This window comes from Vulcaniibacterium thermophilum (assembly GCF_007923255.1).
Lineage (GTDB): Bacteria > Pseudomonadota > Gammaproteobacteria > Xanthomonadales > Xanthomonadaceae > Lysobacter_F > Lysobacter_F thermophilum.
In genome coordinates this window covers 1-18,123 of sequence record NZ_VOHJ01000047.1, presented here as the reverse complement: position 1 = coordinate 18,123, position 18,123 = coordinate 1, and the positions used below count along the sequence as shown (strand labels likewise).

At 71.8% G+C, this 18,123-nt stretch carries 17 protein-coding genes and 2 pseudogenes; 12 read left to right on the top strand and 7 right to left on the bottom strand.

Features of this window, described 5'->3' with window-relative positions; translation table 11 throughout:
- The 3 genes and pseudogenes from FQY64_RS14850 to tkt all read left to right on the top strand — a co-directional run.
- Positions 1-359 (top strand): annotated as a pseudogene (locus FQY64_RS14850) (BatD family protein); the annotation flags it as partial.
- Positions 360-408: 49 nt separating this feature from the next.
- Complete coding sequence (locus FQY64_RS13600; RefSeq protein WP_146475112.1) at positions 409-1,692, top strand: dicarboxylate/amino acid:cation symporter; 1,284 nt, start codon at positions 409-411, stop codon at positions 1,690-1,692.
- 371 nt (positions 1,693-2,063) lie between these two features.
- Complete coding sequence (tkt, locus tag FQY64_RS13595) at positions 2,064-4,064, top strand: transketolase (RefSeq protein WP_146475110.1); 2,001 nt, start codon at positions 2,064-2,066, stop codon at positions 4,062-4,064.
- 64 nt (positions 4,065-4,128) lie between these two features.
- Here tkt and FQY64_RS13590 read toward each other — a convergent pair whose 3' ends face one another.
- The 4 genes from FQY64_RS13590 to FQY64_RS13575 form a co-directional block, all read right to left on the bottom strand.
- Positions 4,129-4,878, bottom strand: a complete 750-nt coding sequence (locus FQY64_RS13590) for a sulfite exporter TauE/SafE family protein (protein ID WP_146475108.1) — start codon at positions 4,876-4,878, stop codon at positions 4,129-4,131.
- A 127-nt stretch (positions 4,879-5,005) separates the two neighbouring features.
- Positions 5,006-5,881 (bottom strand): MBL fold metallo-hydrolase, encoded by an 876-nt coding sequence (locus FQY64_RS13585; protein WP_146475106.1) that lies wholly within the window; start codon positions 5,879-5,881, stop codon positions 5,006-5,008.
- Positions 5,878-6,234, bottom strand: coding sequence for an ArsR/SmtB family transcription factor (locus tag FQY64_RS13580; protein WP_222431792.1), 357 nt, complete (start codon positions 6,232-6,234; stop codon positions 5,878-5,880). The genes FQY64_RS13585 and FQY64_RS13580 overlap by 4 nt, the downstream gene beginning before the upstream one ends.
- Before the next feature lie 5 nt (positions 6,235-6,239).
- Complete coding sequence (locus FQY64_RS13575) at positions 6,240-6,626, bottom strand: rhodanese-like domain-containing protein (protein WP_146475105.1); 387 nt, start codon at positions 6,624-6,626, stop codon at positions 6,240-6,242.
- 139 nt (positions 6,627-6,765) lie between these two features.
- On the opposite strand from FQY64_RS13575, the gene FQY64_RS13570 reads away from it, so the two are divergent.
- The 6 genes from FQY64_RS13570 to FQY64_RS13545 all read left to right on the top strand — a co-directional run bounded on the left by FQY64_RS13570 (position 6,766) and on the right by FQY64_RS13545 (position 13,036).
- On the top strand, positions 6,766-6,981 hold the full coding sequence (locus FQY64_RS13570; protein ID WP_146475103.1) for a YgaP family membrane protein: 216 nt from the start codon (positions 6,766-6,768) through the stop codon (positions 6,979-6,981).
- A gap of 10 nt (positions 6,982-6,991) precedes the next feature.
- Positions 6,992-8,068, top strand: coding sequence for an efflux RND transporter periplasmic adaptor subunit (locus tag FQY64_RS13565; RefSeq protein ID WP_146475101.1), 1,077 nt, complete (start codon positions 6,992-6,994; stop codon positions 8,066-8,068).
- Positions 8,061-11,312: an efflux RND transporter permease subunit gene (locus FQY64_RS13560; RefSeq protein ID WP_146475099.1), complete on the top strand. Its 3,252-nt coding sequence runs from the start codon at positions 8,061-8,063 to the stop codon at positions 11,310-11,312. Before FQY64_RS13565 ends, FQY64_RS13560 begins: the two co-directional genes overlap by 8 nt.
- Positions 11,313-11,330: 18 nt before the next feature.
- The gene (locus FQY64_RS13555) at positions 11,331-11,810 is read left to right on the top strand and encodes an OsmC family protein (protein WP_146475097.1); all 480 of its coding nucleotides are present in this window, start codon (positions 11,331-11,333) and stop codon (positions 11,808-11,810) included.
- On the top strand, positions 11,807-12,253 hold the full coding sequence (trxC, locus tag FQY64_RS13550; protein ID WP_146475095.1) for a thioredoxin TrxC: 447 nt from the start codon (positions 11,807-11,809) through the stop codon (positions 12,251-12,253). Before FQY64_RS13555 ends, trxC begins: the two co-directional genes overlap by 4 nt.
- A gap of 210 nt (positions 12,254-12,463) precedes the next feature.
- Positions 12,464-13,036 carry a protein tyrosine phosphatase family protein gene (locus FQY64_RS13545; RefSeq protein WP_146475093.1) on the top strand — a complete coding sequence of 191 codons (573 nt, stop codon included), beginning with the start codon at positions 12,464-12,466 and terminating at the stop codon, positions 13,034-13,036.
- Here FQY64_RS13545 and FQY64_RS13540 read toward each other — a convergent pair.
- Together FQY64_RS13540 and FQY64_RS13535 are read right to left on the bottom strand one after the other, a co-directional pair.
- On the bottom strand, positions 13,014-13,847 hold the full coding sequence (locus FQY64_RS13540) for a S1/P1 nuclease (RefSeq protein WP_146475091.1): 834 nt from the start codon (positions 13,845-13,847) through the stop codon (positions 13,014-13,016). The genes FQY64_RS13545 and FQY64_RS13540 overlap by 23 nt on opposite strands.
- Positions 13,848-13,885: 38 nt before the next feature.
- Complete coding sequence (locus FQY64_RS13535; protein WP_146475089.1) at positions 13,886-14,506, bottom strand: OmpW/AlkL family protein; 621 nt, start codon at positions 14,504-14,506, stop codon at positions 13,886-13,888.
- A gap of 166 nt (positions 14,507-14,672) precedes the next feature.
- On the opposite strand from FQY64_RS13535, the gene gap reads away from it, so the two are divergent.
- Both gap and FQY64_RS13525 read left to right on the top strand, forming a co-directional pair.
- Positions 14,673-15,677, top strand: coding sequence for a type I glyceraldehyde-3-phosphate dehydrogenase (gene gap, locus FQY64_RS13530; RefSeq protein ID WP_146475087.1), 1,005 nt, complete (start codon positions 14,673-14,675; stop codon positions 15,675-15,677).
- Positions 15,678-15,838: 161 nt separating this feature from the next.
- Positions 15,839-16,315 (top strand): hypothetical protein, encoded by a 477-nt coding sequence (locus FQY64_RS13525; protein WP_386112729.1) that lies wholly within the window; start codon positions 15,839-15,841, stop codon positions 16,313-16,315.
- Between the two features lie 378 nt (positions 16,316-16,693).
- Here the strand turns inward: FQY64_RS13525 and FQY64_RS13520 are convergent, their stop codons facing one another.
- The gene (locus FQY64_RS13520; RefSeq protein WP_146475083.1) at positions 16,694-17,683 is read right to left on the bottom strand and encodes an L-threonylcarbamoyladenylate synthase; all 990 of its coding nucleotides are present in this window, start codon (positions 17,681-17,683) and stop codon (positions 16,694-16,696) included.
- A 159-nt stretch (positions 17,684-17,842) separates the two neighbouring features.
- Between FQY64_RS13520 and FQY64_RS14845 the strand changes: the two are divergent.
- Positions 17,843-18,123, top strand: a pseudogene (locus tag FQY64_RS14845) (DUF2339 domain-containing protein); the annotation flags it as partial.

Genomic DNA, 18,123 nt, shown 5'->3' with positions numbered 1-18,123 from the left:
AGCGGCGCGCCGCGCACGCGCCGCGCGAGCCGGCGCGGACGGACGGCGCGGCGCCGGCCCCGCGCGCCACGGTGAGCGACCTGCGGCGCGCGCTCGACGTCGGCGACTTCGGCGACATCGAGGCCGCGCTGCGCGCGCTGGCGCCGCGTGCGGCCGACGACACCGACGCGCTGATCGCGCAGCTCGCTGATCCGGCGCAGCGGCAGGCGGTGGATCTGTTGCGGCGCGTGCGCTGGGCCGGCGAGGACGCGCTGCTGGCGCGCCAGCAGTTGCGCGCGGCGTTCGCCCACGGCCCGCGCTGGAGCACGCCTGCGACCGCGCCACCGCCGCTGCTTCCGCCGCTCTATCCGCCGGGTTGAGCCTGCCCGCTTTGCTAAGCTCGCGCGGTTTGCCACCGAGGACACGCCCATGAACGCGACCGGCGACGCCGCGCCCCGCCGCCCCTGGCCGATGCACTGGAAGATGGCGCTGGGCTTCGTCCTCGGCCTCGTCGTCGGCCTGGTCGTGCACTACGCGGTCGGCAAGGCCGGATGGGTGGAGACGCTGACGACCTACGTCACCCAGCCGTTCGCCACCGTGTTCCTGCGGCTGATCTTCATGCTGGTGCTGCCGCTGCTGTTCTCGGCGCTGGTGGTCGGGGTGGCCGAGATGGGCGACATCCGCGCGCTCGGGCGCGTGGGCTGGAAGACGCTGGCGTACACGGTGAGCGTGTCGGCGATCGCGGTCGGCATCGGCCTGGTGCTGGTCAACGTGCTCAAGCCCGGTGCGGGCGTGGATCCGGTCGCGGCGCGGCAGATGCTGGCGCAGGGCTCCGAACGCGCCAGCGCGATCGTGGAGAGCACCGCCGAGCAGCCGAAGGGGCTCGACATGCTGATCGGCATCGTGCCCGACAACGTGGTCAAGGCCGCCTCCGAGAACACCATCCTCGCGGTGATGTTCTTCGCGCTGATGCTCGGCATCGGCCTGGTGCTGACGCGCGGCGAGCAGGCGCGCGCGCTGCAGCGGGCGGTGGAGGGCCTGTTCGAGGTGTCGATGACGCTGATCGGGCTGGTGATCCGGCTGGCGCCGTACGCGGTGTTCGCGATGATGTTCAACCTCGCCGCGCTGTTCGGCTGGGACCTGCTGGTGCGGCTCGGTGCGTACGTCGGCGTGGTGGTGCTGGCGCTGGCGCTGCACATGTTCGTGGTCTATTCGCTGGCGCTGAAGACGCTCGGCGGCTACTCGCCGGTGCGGTTCTTCCGGCAGTCGCAGGAGGCGATGCTGATGGCGTTCTCCACCGCCTCCAGCAACGCCACCCTGCCGACCGCGCTGCGCGTGGCGGAGGACAAGCTCGGCCTGCCGCCGCGCATCTCGCGCTTCGTGCTCACCGTCGGCGCCACCGCCAACCAGAACGGCACCGCGCTGTTCGAGGGCGTGACCGTGCTGTTCCTGGCGCAGTTCTTCGGGATCGAGCTCACGCTGGCGCAGCAGGTGACGGTGATGTTCGTCTGCATCCTCGGCGGCATCGGCACCGCCGGCGTTCCGGCCGGCTCGCTGCCGGTGGTGGCGCTGATCTGCGGCATGGTCGGCGTGCCGCCGGAAGGCATCGGCCTGATCCTCGGCGTCGACCGCTTCCTCGACATGTGCCGCACCACGCTGAACGTCACCGGCGACCTCGCCGCGGCGGCGGTGGTATCGCGCGGGGAGAAGTGAGGGGGTTTTTCCGGAAGCCACGGATCCGCACGTGCATTCGCGTCGATCCGGGGCGGAGGATCGCTCGGCCGGGTGAGCGGGTGGCGGGTCAAGACCCGCCCTACGCGCTGCAGACGATCTTGATCCGTGTGTATCCGCGTCGATCCGGGGCGGAGGAGCGCTCTGGCCGGTGAGCGGGTGGCGGGTCAAGACCCGCCCTACGCTACAGACGCTTCCGATCCATGTGTATCCGCGTGAATCCGTGGCTGAACATCGTTCCGGCCCGGTGAGGCGGTGGCGGGTCAAGACCCGCCCTACGCGCGGCGGGCGCGATCGGCGACAATAGCGGCCCCGCCGGTTCTGGCGGGAAATCCCCTTGCCCGACGCCCGCCATGACGACGCCCAGCCGCCGCGACCTCGCCAACGCCCTTCGTTTCCTCGCCATCGACGCGGTCGAGGCCGCCAAGTCCGGCCACCCCGGCATGCCGATGGGCATGGCGGACATTGCCGAGGTGCTGTGGAACGACTACCTCAGCCACAATCCGAACAATCCGAAGTGGTTCAACCGCGACCGCTTCGTGCTCTCCAACGGCCACGGCTCGATGCTGCAGTACGCGCTGCTGCACCTGTCCGGCTACGACCTGCCGATCGAGGAGCTGAAGCGCTTCCGCCAGCTCGAATCGAGGACGCCGGGCCACCCGGAGAACTTCATGACGCCGGGCGTGGAGACCACCACCGGCCCGCTCGGCCAGGGCTTCGCCAACGCGGTCGGCATGGCGCTCGCCGAGAAGCTGCTGGCGCAGCGCTACAACCGCCCCGAGTTCCAGATCGTCGATCACCGCACCTGGGTGTTCCTGGGCGACGGCTGCCTGATGGAAGGCATCTCGCACGAGGCCGCTTCGCTCGCCGGCACCTGGGGCCTGGGCAAGCTGGTGGCGTTCTGGGACGACAACCGCATCTCCATCGACGGCAACGTCGAGGGCTGGTTCACCGACGACACGCCGGCGCGCTTCGAGGCCTACGGCTGGCGCGTGATCCGCAACGTCGACGGTCACGATCCGCAGGAGATCAGGACCGCGATCGAAACCGCGCTCAGGCACGACGACAAGCCGACCCTGATCTGCTGCCGCACCACGATCGGTTTCGGTTCGCCGAACAAGGCCGGCAAGGAATCCAGCCACGGCGCGCCGCTCGGCAAGGACGAAGTGGCCGCCACCCGCGAGGCGCTCGGCTGGCCGCACGGGCCGTTCGAGATCCCGCAGGCGATCTACGACGGCTGGCGCGCCAACAACGCCGGCCTGGTGCGCGAGCACCAGTGGAACCGCCTGTTCGACGCCTACGCCAAGCAGTACCCGCAGCTCGCCGAGGAGCTGACCCGGCGCGTGCGCGGCGAGCTGCCGGACGGCTTCGCGGAAGCCGCCGAGGCGTTCGTCGCGAAGTTGCAGAACGAAGGTCCGACCGTGGCCTCGCGCAAGGCCTCGCAGATGGCGATCGAGGCGTTCGCACCGCTGCTGCCGGAGCTGGTGGGCGGCTCGGCCGACCTCGCGCATTCCAACCTCACCACGTGGAAGGGCAGCAAGTCGGTCGCCACGCCGGATCCGGATGCGCGCTACGTCTACTACGGGGTGCGCGAGTTCGCGATGACCGCGATCAGCAACGGCCTGGCGCTGCACGGCGGCTTCATCCCGTTCGACGCCACCTTCCTGGTGTTCAGCGACTACGCCCGCAACGCCGTGCGCATGAGCGCGCTGATGGGCGCGCATGCGATCCACGTCTACACCCATGACTCGATCGGTCTCGGCGAGGACGGACCCACGCACCAGCCGATCGAGCATCTCGCCTCGCTGCGCTACATCCCCGGCAACGACGTCTGGCGTCCGTGCGATGCGGTCGAGTCGGCGGTGGCGTGGCGCTTCGCGATCGAACGCCGCGAAGGCCCGAGCTGCCTGGTGTTCTCGCGCCAGAACCTGCCGCACCAGCCGCGCACGCCGGAGCAGGTGCGCGCGATCGCGCGCGGCGGCTACGTGCTGCGCGATGCCGGCGGCACGCCCGACGTGATCCTCATCGCCACCGGCTCCGAAGTCGGCCTCGCCATGCAGGCGGCCGACGTGCTGGCGGGCGAGGGCGTGAAGGCGCGCGTGGTGTCGATGCCCTCGACCGATGTGTTCGACCGCCAGGACGCCGACTACCGCGAATCCGTGCTGCCGCGCGCCGTGCGTCGCCGCGTCGCCATCGAGGCGGGCGTCTCCGATTTCTGGGCCAAGTACGTCGGCCTCGACGGCGCGGTGATCGGCATCGACCGCTTCGGCGCCTCCGCCCCGGCCGAAGTGCTGTTCCCGCACTTCGGCTTCACCGTCGAGCGCGTGGTGCAGGCGGCGAAGGCGATCGCCTAAGGACTGCGTCCCCGATGCTCTGACGAACGGCGCCATGCGGCGCCGTTCGCGCTTTTCGTGCCCCTCATCCAAACAGCAGCTTCCCGGCCGCGATCAGCAGCACCACGCCGAGCGCGTAGCGCAGCATCCGCGCCGGCAGCCACTTCAGGCCGAGCTGGGTGCCGACCAGCGCGCCGACGGCGACCGCGCCGAGCCACAGCGGCAGCGCCTGCGGCAGCGTGCCCTGCGCTTGCAGCAGGCCGGCGAGCGCGGTGAGCGAGTTGATCCAGACGAACGCCACCGACGTGCCGCTGGCCTCGCGGGTCGGCATCCAGTGCATGAACAGCAGCAGCGGCGTGAGGAAGATCGCGCCGCCGGTGCCGGTGAGGCCGGACAGCACGCCGATGCTGCCGCCGGCGAGCAGCGCCGGAAGCCACGGCACCACGCGCCCCTGCGCCCGCACGTCTTCCGACGCCGCGCGGGTGGCCGAACGGAACACGCCGAGCGCCGCAATCAGCAGGATCAGCCCGAGCAGCAGCGAATACGACTGCTTCGGCAGTTGCACGCGCGCGGCGAAGAACGCGGCCGGTGCGGACGCCAGCGCGAACGGCAGCACGTTGCGCCAGCGCACGAAGCCGCCGCGCCAGAACCGCAGCAGGCCGATGCCGCCGACCAGCAGGTTGAGCGCGAGCGCGGTGGGCCGCATCTGCTCCGGCGCCAGCCCGACCAGCGCCATCGCGGCGAGGTAGCCGCTGGCGCCGGCATGACCGACCGAGGAGTAGAGCACCGCCACCAGGGCGAACAGCAGGGCGAGCAGGAGTTCGGCGTCGCTCATCGGCGCGGTCCGCGCGAAAAGTGCGCCAGCCTGCCACCGTGCCGCCGGCGGCTCAACCGCAGCCGGATCGCTGCGCTGCCGCCAGGCGGCCGCACGCGCCCGCTCCGCCCGCGCGGCGAGACGGGCCTCAGAGGCCGTCGGCGGAGCTTTCGAGGCGCAGCGGCGTGCGCAGGTAACGCCGCCCTTCCGCGTCCGCCGGCGGCAGGCGGCCGCCGTAGATGTTCACCTGCAACGACGGATACAGCAGGTTCGGCGCCGGCAGTCCGGCATCGCGCGCCTGGCGGGCCGCCACGAACGCATCGCGCGGGGTGTCCGCGCGCAGCATGCGGTTCTCGCGCCGGCTCTCGCCCACCGTCACGCAGGCGCGCGGCGCGCGACCGCCGACCGGGTAGTCGTGGCACAGCCACAGGCGCGTGTGTTCGGGCAGCGCGTACAGGCGCTGGATCGACGCGTAGAGCTGCTCCGCGCTGCCGCCGGGGAAATCGCAGCGCGCGGTGCCGACGTCGGGCGCGAACACGGTATCGCCGACGAACACCTCATCGCCGATGCGATAGCCCAGACCGTCCGGCGTGTGGCCCGGCAGCGCCAGCACCTCGAAGCGCAGCGCGCCGGCCTCGACGATGTCGCCGTCGCCGAGCGTGGCGTCGAACGCGTCGCGCAGCGCCGGATCGTCCGCGTCGAGACCGAACACGCGGGCGAAGTGCCCCTGCACCGAGCGGATGCCCTTGCCGATGACGATGCCGCCGCCGGTGCGCGCGTGCAGGAACGCCGCCGCGGTCAGATGGTCGGCATGCGCGTGGGTCTCGAGGATGCGGTGCACGCGCAGGCCGTGGCGCTCGACGAACTCGAGCAGCGCACGCGCGCTGTCGGTGCCGATGCGGCCGGACTTCGGATCGAAGTCGAGGACCGGGTCGATGATCGCCGCATCGCCGCCGGCGTGGACGACGTAGCTCCACGTGCCGGTGGCTTCGTGGAAAAACGGCTGGACGGCCGGCGTGCTCATCGGCGCGGCTCGCAGAGGGGGCGCTCGCCGCAGTAGACCTCGTGCAGCGTCTGCAGGACGCGTTGGGCGGGGCCCTCGGCCAGCGAGTAGTAGATCGTCTGCGCCACCCGCCGGGTACGCACCAGCCCGTCCTCGCGCAGCACCGCGAGGTGCTGCGACAGCGCCGGCTGGCTCAGGTCCAGATGCGCGTTGAGCTCGCTCACCGAGCGCTCGCCCTCGACCAGCAGGCACAGCAGCATCAGCCGGTTCTCGTTGGCGAGCGCCTTGAGCAGGCGCGCGGCTTCGCCGGCGTGCTCGCGCATGGCGGCGGGATCGATCGGCGGGACGGCAGGAGCGGTGGCGGACGGCGTCATGGGTTTCAGCGTTGCGTCAGCGGCAGCCCGGCGGCTTCCCAGCCGACGATGCCGCCCTCGATCGAGCGCACGTCGGTGAAGCCCATCCGCTGCAGGTTCAGCGCGGCCAGCGCGGCGCGGCCGCCGGTGCGGCAGTAGAGCACGATCGGGCGCGCCTTGTGCGACAGCGCCGGATCGCTCACGCCGGCGACGGCGGGGTGCGCGTCGACCTGGAACTCCAGCACGCCGCGCGGAATGTTGATCGCGCCGGGAATGTGCCCGGTTTCGTACTCGGCCGGCTCGCGCACGTCGATCAGCACCGCGCCCTCGTGGTCGGCGGCGAACGCGGCCGGCGCGATCTCGCGGATCCGGCTGCGGGCTTCGATCACCAGGTCGGTAGCGGTCAGGGCCATGTCGGGCGAGCTCCGGTTCGGGGTGTTGCTTTTATATCAACAAGAACTAATATAAGCAACAACTGATGCATCGGCGGCTGCGCGCGCCGCGCCGTGCCGGGCGTCTTCCGACCGAAACCCAACGATGCGAGGAACCGACATGAGTCTCGAACGTGCCGTGATGGCGTTTGCCGGCGTGATGGTGCTGATCAGCGTGGCGCTGACGCAGCTCGTGTCGCCGTGGTGGTGGCTGCTGACGGCGTTCGTCGGCTTCAACCTGCTGCAGTCGGCGTTCACCGGCTTCTGCCCGGCGGCGATGATCCTGCGCCGGCTCGGCGTGGGCCGCGGCGAATCGGCCGGCTGCCACTTCAAGTGACGGTGCGGCGATGACGGCGAAGCCTCTTTCGACGGTGACCCTGGCGCTGCTGCTGGCGGCCTGCGGCAGCGATGCGCCCCGGCGCGACGCGGCGCCGCTGCCCGCGCTGCCCACGCACACGGTCGGCGCGGAGGCCACGGGCGCCGGCCGCGCGTGGGACGGCGTGGTGGAAGCCGTGCGCCAGGCCGACCTGTCGGCGCAGACCGCCGGCCGCGTCACTGCGGTGAACGTCGACGTCGACGACCGGGTCGAGGCCGGCCAGGTGCTGTTGCGCCTGACCGCGGTCGAGCAGCAGGCCGGGCTCGACACCGCCCGCGCCCAGTTGCGCGCGGCGGAGGCTGCGGCGGTGGAGGCGGAAGCCAGTTACCGCCGGTTCGCCGCGCTCGCCGGCACGCAGTACGTCTCGCGCGCGCAGCTCGACCAGGCGCGTGCCGCGCGCGATGCCGCCATCGCCGCCCGCGACGCCGCCCGCGCGCAGGTGGCGCAGGCCGGGCAGCAGGCCGACTACACCGTCGTGCGCGCGCCGTTCGCCGGCACCGTCAGCCGCCGCCACGTCGAGCCGGGCGAGGCGGTGGCGCCCGGCCAGCCGCTGCTGTCGATGCACGCGCCCGGTGCGCTGCGCATCGAGGTGCAGGTGCCGCAATCGGAGGCAGAGGCCATCCGCAAGGCGGCGCGTGCCGGGATCGTGCTCGACGACGGCCGCCGCCTGGCCGCCGCCGAGACGATCGTGTTTCCCGCCGCCGATCCCGCCACCCACAGCGTCGGCGTGCGGGTGATGCTGCCGGCGATGGCCGATGCGCCGCGACCCGGCAGCACCGCGAAGGTGGTGTTCCCGATCGCCGGCGGCGAGGGCGCGCCGACGCTCACCATCCCGCGCGCGGCGCTCGCCCAGCGCGGCGAGGTGAGCGGCGTGTACGTGGTCGGCGACGGGCGCATCGCCCTGCGCCAGGTGCGGCCGGGCCGCGTGCTCGGCGAGCGGGTGGAGATCCTCGCCGGCCTGAAGCCGGGCGAGCGCATCGCGCGCGACCCGGTCGCCGCCGTGCAGGCGCTCGCCGCATCGCGCAACGCGGAGGCACGCAATGACTGAGACGACGACGCAGGGCGGGCTGGGCTTCTCCGGCCGCCTCGCCGCCGCGTTCCAGGCCAATCCGCTGACGCCGATCCTGGCGCTGATGGGGCTGCTGCTCGGCCTTCTCGCGGTGCTGATCACCCCGCGCGAGGAGGAGCCGCAGATCGACGTCACCATGGCCAACGTGTTCGTGCCGTTCCCCGGCGCGGGCGCGCGCGACGTCGAGCAGCTCGTGAGCACGCCGCTGGAGCAGAAGCTGGCCGAGATCGAGGGCATCAAGCACGTGTACTCCGTGAGCCGGCCGGGCATGGCCGTGCTCACCGTCGAGTACGAAGTCGGCGTCGAACGGCAGCCGGCGATCGTGCGCCTGTACAACCAGGTTTACTCGAACCAGGACTGGATGCCGCCTGGCGTCGGCGTCGGTCAGCCGCTGATCAAGCCCAAGGGCATCGACGACGTGCCGGTGATGAGCCTGACGGTGTGGACCGACGATCCGCAACGCGGCCCCACCGAGCTGGCCGAGGTCGCGCACACGCTGGAGACCGAGCTCAAGCGCATCCCGGGCACGCGCGATGTCTACACCATCGGCGCGCCCGACCGCGTGGTCGCGGTGACGCTCGATCCGACCCGGCTGGCCGCCTACGGCCTCGCCGTCGACGAACTCGTGCAGGCGCTGCGCGCGGCCAACGCGGTGCGCCATCTCGGCGAACGCGTCGGCACGGCCGGCGCCACCCCGGTCACCGCCGGCACCTTCCTCGCCGACGAGGCCATGGTGCGCGAGCTGGTGATCGGACTGGCCGGCGGCAAGCCGCTGCATCTGTCCGATGTCGCCGAGGTGCGCGCCGGCGGCGACGTGCCGGTGCGCTACGCCTGGCACGGCGCGCGGGCCGGCCGCGAAGGGCCGAGCGCGGGCATCGCCCCGGCGGTGACCATCGCCATCGCCAAGAAGCCCGGCAGCAACGCCGCCGACATCACCGGGGCGGTGCGCGAGCGGCTGGCGCAGCTCGAAGGCGAGCTGATTCCCGAGGGCGTGCACGTCACGGTGACGCGCGACTACGGCCTGACCGCCACCGACAAGGCGCAGAAGCTGATCCAGAAGCTGGTGTTCGCCACCGGCTCGGTGGTGCTGCTGGTGCTGTTCGCGCTCGGCTGGCGCGAAGCGATCGTGGTCGGCAGCGCGGTGATCCTGACGCTCGCGCTCACTCTGTTCGCGTCGTGGGCAATGGGCTTCACCCTCAACCGCGTGTCACTGTTCGCGCTGATCTTCTCGATCGGCATCCTGGTCGACGATGCGATCGTGGTGGTGGAGAACATCCACCGCCACATGAGCGCGGGCGGCAAGTCGCTGCGCGAGGCGATCCCGCTGGCGGTGGACGAGGTCGGCGGACCGACCATCCTCGCCACCTTCACCGTGATCGCCGCGCTGATGCCGATGGCGTTCGTGTCCGGGCTGATGGGCCCGTACATGCGGCCGATCCCGATCAACGCCTCGGCCGGCATGCTGATCTCGCTCGCGATCGCGCTGATCGTCACCCCGTGGCTGTCGCTGAAGCTGCTGTCGCGCCATCCGCCCTCCCCCTCAGGGGGAGGGGCGGGTGGGGGTGGTGTACAACCGCCGCACGCCTCCGGCTGGCTGCACCGCCTGTTCGAGCGCGTGATGCGGCCGTTCCTCGAGCGCGAGCGCGGCGCGCGCCGGCGGCGCTGGCTGTTCGCCGGTATGGCCGGGCTGGTGGCGCTGGCGGCGTCGTTCGTGGCGATCGGCTGGGTGGTGCTGAAGATGCTGCCGTTCGACAACAAGTCCGAACTGCAGGTGGTGGTGGACCTGCCCGAGGGCCGCACGCTCGAGGACACCGACGCGCTGCTGCGCGAACTGGCCGCCGCGGTGGACGCGGTGCCGGAGGTGCTCGACTACCAGGGCTACGCCGGCACCGCCGCGCCGATCAACTTCAACGGCTTGGTGCGGCAGTACTTCCTGCGCAGCGGGCCGAACGTCGGCGACCTGCAGGTCAACCTGGTGGACAAGCACGAACGCCACCGCCAGAGCCACGAGATCGCGCGCGCGCTGCGCCCCACGCTCGCGGCGATCGGCCGCCGCCACGGCGCGTCGGTCAAGGTGGTGGAAGTGCCGCCCGGCCCGCCGGTGCTGGCGCCGCTGGTGGCCGAGGTGTACGGGCCCGACTACGCCCGCGTGCGCAAGGTCGCCAGGGCGCTGGAGCAGCGTTTCCTCGCCACCGAGGGCATCGTCGACGTCGACACCAGCGTCGAGAGCGACGCCCCGCGCGAGGTGCTGGTGGTCGACCGCGTGCGCGCGGCGCGCCTGGGCGTGCCGCAGGCGGCGATCGCCGATGCGCTCGCGGCGGCGGTGTCCGGCATGGACGCGACGTACCTGCAGGATGCCGCGTCGAAGTATCCGCGCCCGGTCCGCCTGCGCCTGCCGGCGTCCGAGCAGGCCACGCTCGACCGCCTGCTCGCGCTGCGCGTGCGCGGCGGCCAGGGCCAACTGGTGCCGCTGTCGGAGCTGGTCGAGGTGCGCCGCGCCGCATGGGACGGCGCGATCCACCACAAGGACCTGCTGCCGGTGGTGTACGTGATGGGCGACGAGGCCGGCGCGCACGACAGCCCGCTGTACGGCATGTTCGACCTGGTCGGCCAGTTGCGCGAGCACGCGATCGACGGCCAGCGGATCGCGCAGACGTTCATCGCCCAGCCGCAGGACACCAGCGGGTTCGCGGTGAAGTGGGACGGCGAGTGGCAGATCACCTACGAGACGTTCCGCGACATGGGCATCGCCTACGCGGCCGGCATGGTGCTGATCTACCTGCTGGTGGTGGCGCAGTTCCGCAGCTACCTGGTGCCGCTGGTGATCATGGCGCCGATCCCGCTCACCGTGATCGGCGTGATGCCGGGCCATGCGCTGCTGGGCGCGCAGTTCACCGCCACCTCGATGATCGGCATGATCGCGCTGGCCGGCATCATCGTCCGCAACTCGATCCTGCTGGTGGACTTCATCAACCAGGCGGTGGCCGAAGGCCGCAGCGCCGAGGACGCGGTGATCGAAGCCTGCGCGGTGCGCGCCAAGCCGATCGCGCTGACCGCGCTGGCGGCGATGATGGGCGCGTTCTTCATCCTCGACGACCCGATCTTCAACGGCCTGGCGGTGTCGCTGATCTTCGGCATCTTCGTCAGCACCGTGCTCACGCTGGTGGTGATCCCGTTGTTGTATTACGTGCTGCTCGAGCGCAACGCCGCGCGAGCGGCCTGAAATCGACGGAGTCCGACGATGAGTCTTGGAGAGCCCATCCGCCTGACGCTGGAACAGGACGGCGACTACGCGTTCCGCATCCGCTTCGACGAAACCGCGCTCGAGCCGCTGCTGACCGACGAGGCGGCGCCGCTCGGGCAGGGGCAGGGGCCGAACCCGTCGCGGCTGCTGCTGGCGGCGGTGGCCAACTGCCTGTCGGCGAGCCTGCTGTTCGCGCTGCGCAAGTACCACAACACGCCCGGCCGCCTGCGCGCCGAGGTGGTGGCCACGCCGATGCGCAACGCCGAGGGCCGCTGGCGCATCCCGCAGGCGGCGGTGGAGCTGCAGCTCGCCGAAGGCGGCGAGGCGCACCAGCACCTCGATCGCATCCTCGAGCAGTTCGAACAGTTCTGCGTGGTGACGCAGAGCGTGCGCGACGGCATCGACGTCGCGGTCACCGTGAAGGACGCCCACGGCCGCGTGCTGTGGGGCGACAAGAGCTTCGAGGCCGGGGCATGAGCGATCCGCTGCACGTCGCCTGCCCGCACTGCCACGCGCTCAATCGCGTGCCGGCCGAACGCCTGCGCGAGGGCCCGGGCTGCGGCCGCTGCCACCGCGCGCTGTTCGACGCCCATCCGGTCGCGCTCGACGCCGCCGCGTTCGCCGTCCACGCCGAGCGCGCGGACGTGCCGTTGCTGGTCGATTTCTGGGCCGCCTGGTGCGGCCCGTGCCGGACGATGGCGCCGCAGTTCGAGCAGGCCGCGCGCCTGCTCGAACCGGAGGTGCGGCTGGCGAAGGTCGACACCGAGGCCGAGCCCGCGCTGGCCGCGCGCTTCGCGGTGCGCAGCATTCCGACCCTCGTCCTGCTCCGCGCCGGCCGCGAACTGGCGCGCCTGTCCGGTGCGCTGCCGGCGGCGGAGATCGTGCGCTGGACGCGCCAGCAGCTCGCGGTGCGGGCGTAGCGGCCGTGCGAGGGCGTCATCGCGCCGGCCCTCTCGCTCGTCATCCCTGCGGAGGCGTGGCATCGTGGATCGATCGCCCGGAGGCCTGTTTTCGTCGTTTCCGCGTAAGCGGGAACCCATCGACGTACCACCGGGCGTCGACGTGCCGCACGGCTGCCCCTGCGCGATGATGCACACTCACGCCACCCGCGCCGAACCGACGAGCTTCCCATGATCCGTTCAGCCTTTCCCACGGCCGCGCTCGCCGCGCTCCTGCTGCTGTCCGCCATGCCGCTGCACGCCGAATCCCCCGTCGACACCGCGCCGCGCAGTACGCCGGCCGATCCGCTGGCCGCGTTCCGCACGCCGCGTCCGGGGCTGCTCACCGGCGGCCAGCCCGACGCGACGGCGTGGCCGGCGCTGGCCGCGCGCGGCGTGCGCACGGTGATCAACCTGCGTCCCGAGGCCGAGCTGGGCGAACGCGACGAAGCCGCCGAAGTCGCGGCTGCCGGCCTGCGCTACGTCAACCTGCCGATCGCCGGCGCGGCCGACATCACCCCGGCGCAGGCCGACGCGCTGTGGAGCGCGTTGCAGTCGAGCGACGGCGCGGTGCTGGTGCATTGCGCTTCCGGCAACCGGGTCGGCGCGCTGCTGGCGCTGGCGATGCAGCGCCACGGCGGGATGACGCCGGAGCAGGCGCTCGAATTCGGCCGCAGCGCGGGCCTGAAGGGGCTGGAGCCGGTGGTGCGCGAGCGGCTCGGCGTGCCGCCCGCGCAGGAAATCAAGGACGCAGCGTCGCGTTGAGCAGCGCGGCCAGCCGCCACGCCGCCTGGCGCACGCGCTGCTCGGCGAGCGGACGCATGCGGTCGAGGTAGTCGTGCTGCATCACGTGCGTCTCGGGATACAGCCCGCGCGCGTCGATCAGCCGGCACGATTCCAGCGCCCACGCCTCCGGCGGCGAGGACGGCGTGTCCTGCGGCGGCCACGGCAACGCGTCCAGCCGCTTCGCGTAGGCGGGCTGCTCCAGCCCCAGCGAGCGCAGCACGTAGTAGTCCCAGATCGAATGCAGGTTGGTGCCCATCACGCCGTCCCGGTAGCGGGCGCGGGCGTAGCTTTCCGGCTCGATCGGCGTGCGCAGGCTGATCTGGTAGTCGTTGCCGCCCTTGTCGTTGCGGTTGCCGGCGTGCATCGGCTGGTGCACGTCGCCGACGAAGTGCACGAGGAACTTCAGCGCATCGCGCCGCGTCTCGCGCGGCTGGCTGCGGTCGGCCAGCAGCGCGCGCTGGCGCTCGATCGCGCCGATCACGCAGTCGCCGTTGGGGCAGTCGCGCTCGGGCACGTAGTCGCAGGTGCCGGTCGGGAAATTGACGTAGTGCCAGCGCGCGGTCTTGCGGCCCAGCTCGCTGCCGCGCAGCTCGTCGGCCCAGGTGGACACGCCCGCCAGCGTGGGCTCGGCCTCGCCTTCGAGCAGGGCCGTCACCTCCCGGCGGGCGGCGGGTTCGAGATGGCGCTCGGCCAGTTCGCCGACCAGGCGATGGCCGAGCGCGCTCCAGGCATGGCTCGTGCCGGGCAGCGCCAGCACGAGCAGCAGTGCGATCGTCGGTAAGCGCGTCATGCGTGGAACTCTAGCACCGCCGCATGACGCGCCGCTTTTCAGAACCTGCGCACCCACGCGACGCCATAGGCGATCGGATCGATGTGCGCGGTGCCGAGGTCGGCGCCGTTCACTTCGACGTCGCTGTCGATGTCGATCCAGCGCACGTCGGCGCGGACGGCATCGCGCTCGCTCAGCTTGAAGTCGACGCCCACGCGCGCGGCCGCGCCCCACGAGTCCTTCAGCTTCAGATCGGCGCCGGCGAGCGCGCCGGTCGTATCCTCGCTGAAGAACAGCGTGTAGTTCAGGCCTGCGCCCACGAACGGCGACACCTTGCCGCCGGTGTTGAAGTGATACTGCAGCGACACCGTCGGCGGCAGATGGCGCGCGCTGCCGACCTTGCCCACGCCCTTGACCGCGATCTCGTGCTCGAACGGCAGCGAGGCAAGCAGCTCGATGCCGACGTTGTCGCGCACGAACCATTCGGCGGTGAGGGTGGGGCGCACGTCGCTGCCGACGCGCAGCGGCAGGGTGCCGCCCGCGAGCCGGCCGTTGTCGGAGTCCGGATCGACCTGGTGGACGCCGACGCCGAGCGTCCAGTCGCCGCGGGACTGCGCGGCGGCGGGAAGGGCAGCGGCGGCGATGGCCAGCGCCGCCAGGGAAAGCGCGATGCGATGCATGACGAAGTCTCGTGTGGGAAAAACCGCGCGCAGTCTCGGCGCCCGCGCCCGACGGCACCTTGATCCGGATCAACCCGGCGTGGTCGGCCCGCACGCGCCGGGCTGCTAAAATCGCGCGTCTCCCTTTCCCGCCATAGGCCGCCTCCGGCCGCAGGAGCTCGCACCCATGACGATCAAGGTTGGTATCAACGGCTTCGGCCGCATCGGCCGCAACGTGTTGCGCGCCGCCGAGCAGTACTTCGCCGACGACATCCAGATCGTGGGCATCAACGACCTGCTGGAGCCGGAATACCTGGCGTACATGCTGCGCTACGACTCCGTGCATGGCCGCTTCAAGGGCGAGGTCGCGGTCGAGGGCAGCACGCTGATCGTCAACGGCAAGCGCATCCGCCTTACCCAGGAGCGCGATCCGGCCAACCTGAAGTGGAACGAGGTCGGCGCCGACGTCGTGATCGAATCGACCGGCCTGTTCCTGGAGAAGGCCAGCGCCGAGAAGCACCTGGCCGCCGGCGCGAAGAAGGTGATCATGTCCGCGCCGTCGAAGGACGACACGCCGATGTTCGTGTTCGGCGTGAACCACGAGTCCTACAACGGCGAGGCGATCATCTCCAACGCGAGCTGCACGACGAACTGCCTGGCGCCGCTGGCCAAGGTGATCAACGACAAGTGGGGCATCAAGCGCGGCCTGATGACCACCGTGCACGCCGCCACCGCGACGCAGAAGACCGTCGACGGCCCGAGCAACAAGGACTGGCGCGGCGGCCGCGGCATCCTCGAGAACATCATCCCGTCCTCGACCGGCGCCGCGAAGGCGGTCGGCAAGGTGATCCCGGCGCTCAACAAGAAGCTGACCGGCATGGCCTTCCGCGTGCCGACCTCGGACGTGTCGGTGGTGGATCTGACCTGCGAGCTCGACAAGCCGGCGACCTACGAGGAGATCTGCGCCGAGATGAAGGCGCAGTCGGAAGGCGCGCTGAAGGGCGTGCTCGGCTACACCGAGGACAAGGTGGTCGCCACCGATTTCCGCGGCGATCCGCGCACCTCGATCTTCGACGCCGAGGCCGGCATCCAGCTCGACCCGACCTTCGTCAAGCTGGTGGCGTGGTACGACAACGAGTGGGGCTACTCGACCAAGTGCCTGGAAATGGCGCGCGTGGTCGCGCGCAAGTAAGCCACGCCGCCTCATGCTTTGACCGAAGCCCCGCCCTGCGCGGGGCTTCGTGTTTTCCGGCTTGTTGCGCATCCCGCCCGCGCCGCCGACACTGCCGCCTGCTGGCGGATGTCCCCCCGCTGGCGGAAGGATCCAGGACGGGGACTCATGGAGGACATGCAATGAAGCACGTTTGGACGGGTCTTGGCGCCTGCACGCTGGCTGCGCTTCTGGCGGTGGGGATCGGCGATGCCGAAGCACGTCGACGCTCTGCGGACGGCCCGCCGCCGGGGATGAACGAGAGCGGCGAGGTGATCGATTCCGGCGCTGTCGAGATGGGCCACGGCGAGAAGGTCACCGGCATCAATGGCTACGAAGGCGAGATCACCGGCAAGCCGGCGCCGAACAGCAAGTTCACCCGCCTGAAGATCGGCATGTCGATGAAGCAGGTGCGCGACCTGATCGGCGAGCCGACCGACGAAGGCGCCTACATCACCGGCAAGGCCTTCATCCCGTTCTACTTCGGCGGCGACCGCCACCGCTACGAACTGGCCTACAAGGGCCAGGGCCGCCTGATCTTCGCCGGCAAAGGCATGAGCACCGGCGGCAACCTGATCTGGATCATCCACAACAAGAACGACAGCGGTTACCGCGAGTGAGCGCCGCGCACGAAGCCCCGCCGAGCGCGGGGCTTCGTGTGATGGGCGGGCTTCGTCATGCACGTCGCACGCTTTGAGTCTGTCCGGGGCGCTTCGGCTGCGAGGCGTACGTTGGGCTGAGCCAACGGCGAAGCCCAACGTCAGAGCGCCCGCGCATCACACGCTGTTGGGCTTCGCGGTGCTCCGCCCAACCTACGGTCAGCGTTAGGGCACCGACGGCGGCGCGACCGAGAGGGATCGTGCATCGCTCGCCGCCTTCCGGGGAATGCTGGACCCGAGGCGTAGGTTGGGCTGAGCCAACGGCGAAGCCCAACATCGACATGCTCGCCACATCCCGCGCTGTTGGGCTTCGCGTTGCTCAGACCAACCTACCCGAGGTCAACCCGACCTGCGGTCGGCGTCATGGCCCGCACCGACGGCGGCGCGACCGAGGCGGTCGTGCACCGCGACCCAGTCGCCGCCCTCCGGCGGGCGTTCCACCAGCAGCAGCGCCGCGCCGGCCGCATCGAGCGCGCGCAGGGCGGCGTACAGGCCGTGCGCGTAGCCGCGCGCGTCGGCGGGCAGGGCGATGCCGTGCGCGGTGGCCGGCAGCGCTCCCACCGCGAGCACCCGCACGTCGGCGGGCGCGGGGTGCGCGGCCCAGGCGCGTTCGAGCGCGTCGCGCGCCAGCAGGCGCATCGGCGTGCGCGGCGCGTAGTGGGCGGCGAGCGCGCCGGGCACGCGCGGGGCGTCCTTGCGCGCGGCGGCCTCGACCGGCCGACCGAGCACCGCCTCCAGCGCCGCCACCGTGATCATCCCCGGCCGCAGCACGCGCACGTGGTCGCCGCTGCAATCGACGATGGTCGATTCGATGCCGACGTCGCACTCGCCGCCGTCCAGCACCACCGGCACCGCGTCGCCGAACTCGTCGCGCACGTGCTGCGCGGTGGTCGGGCTGGTGCGCCCGAAGCGGTTGGCCGAGGGGGCCGCAAGGCCGCCGCCGAAACGCCGCAGCACGGCCTGCGCCAGCGGATGCGCCGGCACGCGCAGGCCCACGGTGTCCTGGCCGCCGGTCACCGCATCGGAGGCGCATGCGCCGCGCGGCAGGATCAGGGTCAGCGGGCCGGGCCAGAACGCTTCGGCCAGGCGGCGCGCCTCGGCGGGGAACGCGCGCGCCCAGCCGTCCAGCGCCTCCGGGCCCTGCAGGTGGACGATCAGCGGATGGTCGGCGGGGCGGCCCTTGAGCGCGAACACCCGACGCACCGCATCGGCATTCTCCGCATCGGCGGCGAGCCCGTACACGGTCTCGGTGGGCAGGCCGATCACCTCGCCGCGGCGCAGCGCGGCGACCGCGGCCTCGATCGCGGCGTCGTCGGAGGAAGGGAACATGCGGACACGATACCGGCGGCCCCGCGGGCGGTCGAGGCGGCGGTTCGCGCCACGCCGCGCCCGGCGGCGTTCCGGCGCCGCAGGTCGGCTCGCCGGGAGGCCGGCGTCGGCGTGATGGTAGTGTGACGACCATCGCGAGGACTGGATGCGGGGTGGGGAATGGGCGGCCTGGAGACGCTGATCGGGATGGTCGCGCTTGCCCTGTTGTCGGTGCCCGTGCTGCTGGTGATCGCGCTGGTGATGCTGGTCCGCATGCGCGGGCGGTTGGCGGCGCTCGAACGCCGGGTGGCGGATCTGCAATCGGCCGCCGTGGCGCCGGCTCCCGCGCCCGTGGCGGCAGCGCCGGCGATGCCGGAGATGGCGCCCTCCGCGGCGCCGGCGCCGACCGCCGCGGCGCCGGCCGCAGAGGAGCCGACGCGCGCTGCCGCGCCGGGCCCGGT

Coding starts and splice junctions, on each gene's coding strand:
- FQY64_RS13570 (WP_146475103.1), top strand. CDS start 6,766: ATGAGTCTCGAACGTGCCGTGATGGCGTTTGCCGGCGTGATGGTGCTG.
- tkt (WP_146475110.1), top strand. CDS start 2,064: ATGACGACGCCCAGCCGCCGCGACCTCGCCAACGCCCTTCGTTTCCTC.
- FQY64_RS13560 (WP_146475099.1), top strand. CDS start 8,061: ATGACTGAGACGACGACGCAGGGCGGGCTGGGCTTCTCCGGCCGCCTC.
- FQY64_RS13555 (WP_146475097.1), top strand. CDS start 11,331: ATGAGTCTTGGAGAGCCCATCCGCCTGACGCTGGAACAGGACGGCGAC.
- FQY64_RS13520 (WP_146475083.1), bottom strand. CDS start 17,683: ATGTTCCCTTCCTCCGACGACGCCGCGATCGAGGCCGCGGTCGCCGCG.
- trxC (WP_146475095.1), top strand. CDS start 11,807: ATGAGCGATCCGCTGCACGTCGCCTGCCCGCACTGCCACGCGCTCAAT.
- FQY64_RS13545 (WP_146475093.1), top strand. CDS start 12,464: ATGATCCGTTCAGCCTTTCCCACGGCCGCGCTCGCCGCGCTCCTGCTG.
- FQY64_RS13600 (WP_146475112.1), top strand. CDS start 409: ATGAACGCGACCGGCGACGCCGCGCCCCGCCGCCCCTGGCCGATGCAC.
- FQY64_RS13585 (WP_146475106.1), bottom strand. CDS start 5,881: ATGAGCACGCCGGCCGTCCAGCCGTTTTTCCACGAAGCCACCGGCACG.
- FQY64_RS13535 (WP_146475089.1), bottom strand. CDS start 14,506: ATGCATCGCATCGCGCTTTCCCTGGCGGCGCTGGCCATCGCCGCCGCT.
- FQY64_RS13575 (WP_146475105.1), bottom strand. CDS start 6,626: ATGGCCCTGACCGCTACCGACCTGGTGATCGAAGCCCGCAGCCGGATC.
- FQY64_RS13565 (WP_146475101.1), top strand. CDS start 6,992: ATGACGGCGAAGCCTCTTTCGACGGTGACCCTGGCGCTGCTGCTGGCG.
- FQY64_RS13525 (WP_386112729.1), top strand. CDS start 15,839: ATGAAGCACGTTTGGACGGGTCTTGGCGCCTGCACGCTGGCTGCGCTT.
- FQY64_RS13580 (WP_222431792.1), bottom strand. CDS start 6,234: ATGACGCCGTCCGCCACCGCTCCTGCCGTCCCGCCGATCGATCCCGCC.
- FQY64_RS13590 (WP_146475108.1), bottom strand. CDS start 4,878: ATGAGCGACGCCGAACTCCTGCTCGCCCTGCTGTTCGCCCTGGTGGCG.
- gap (WP_146475087.1), top strand. CDS start 14,673: ATGACGATCAAGGTTGGTATCAACGGCTTCGGCCGCATCGGCCGCAAC.
- FQY64_RS13540 (WP_146475091.1), bottom strand. CDS start 13,847: ATGACGCGCTTACCGACGATCGCACTGCTGCTCGTGCTGGCGCTGCCC.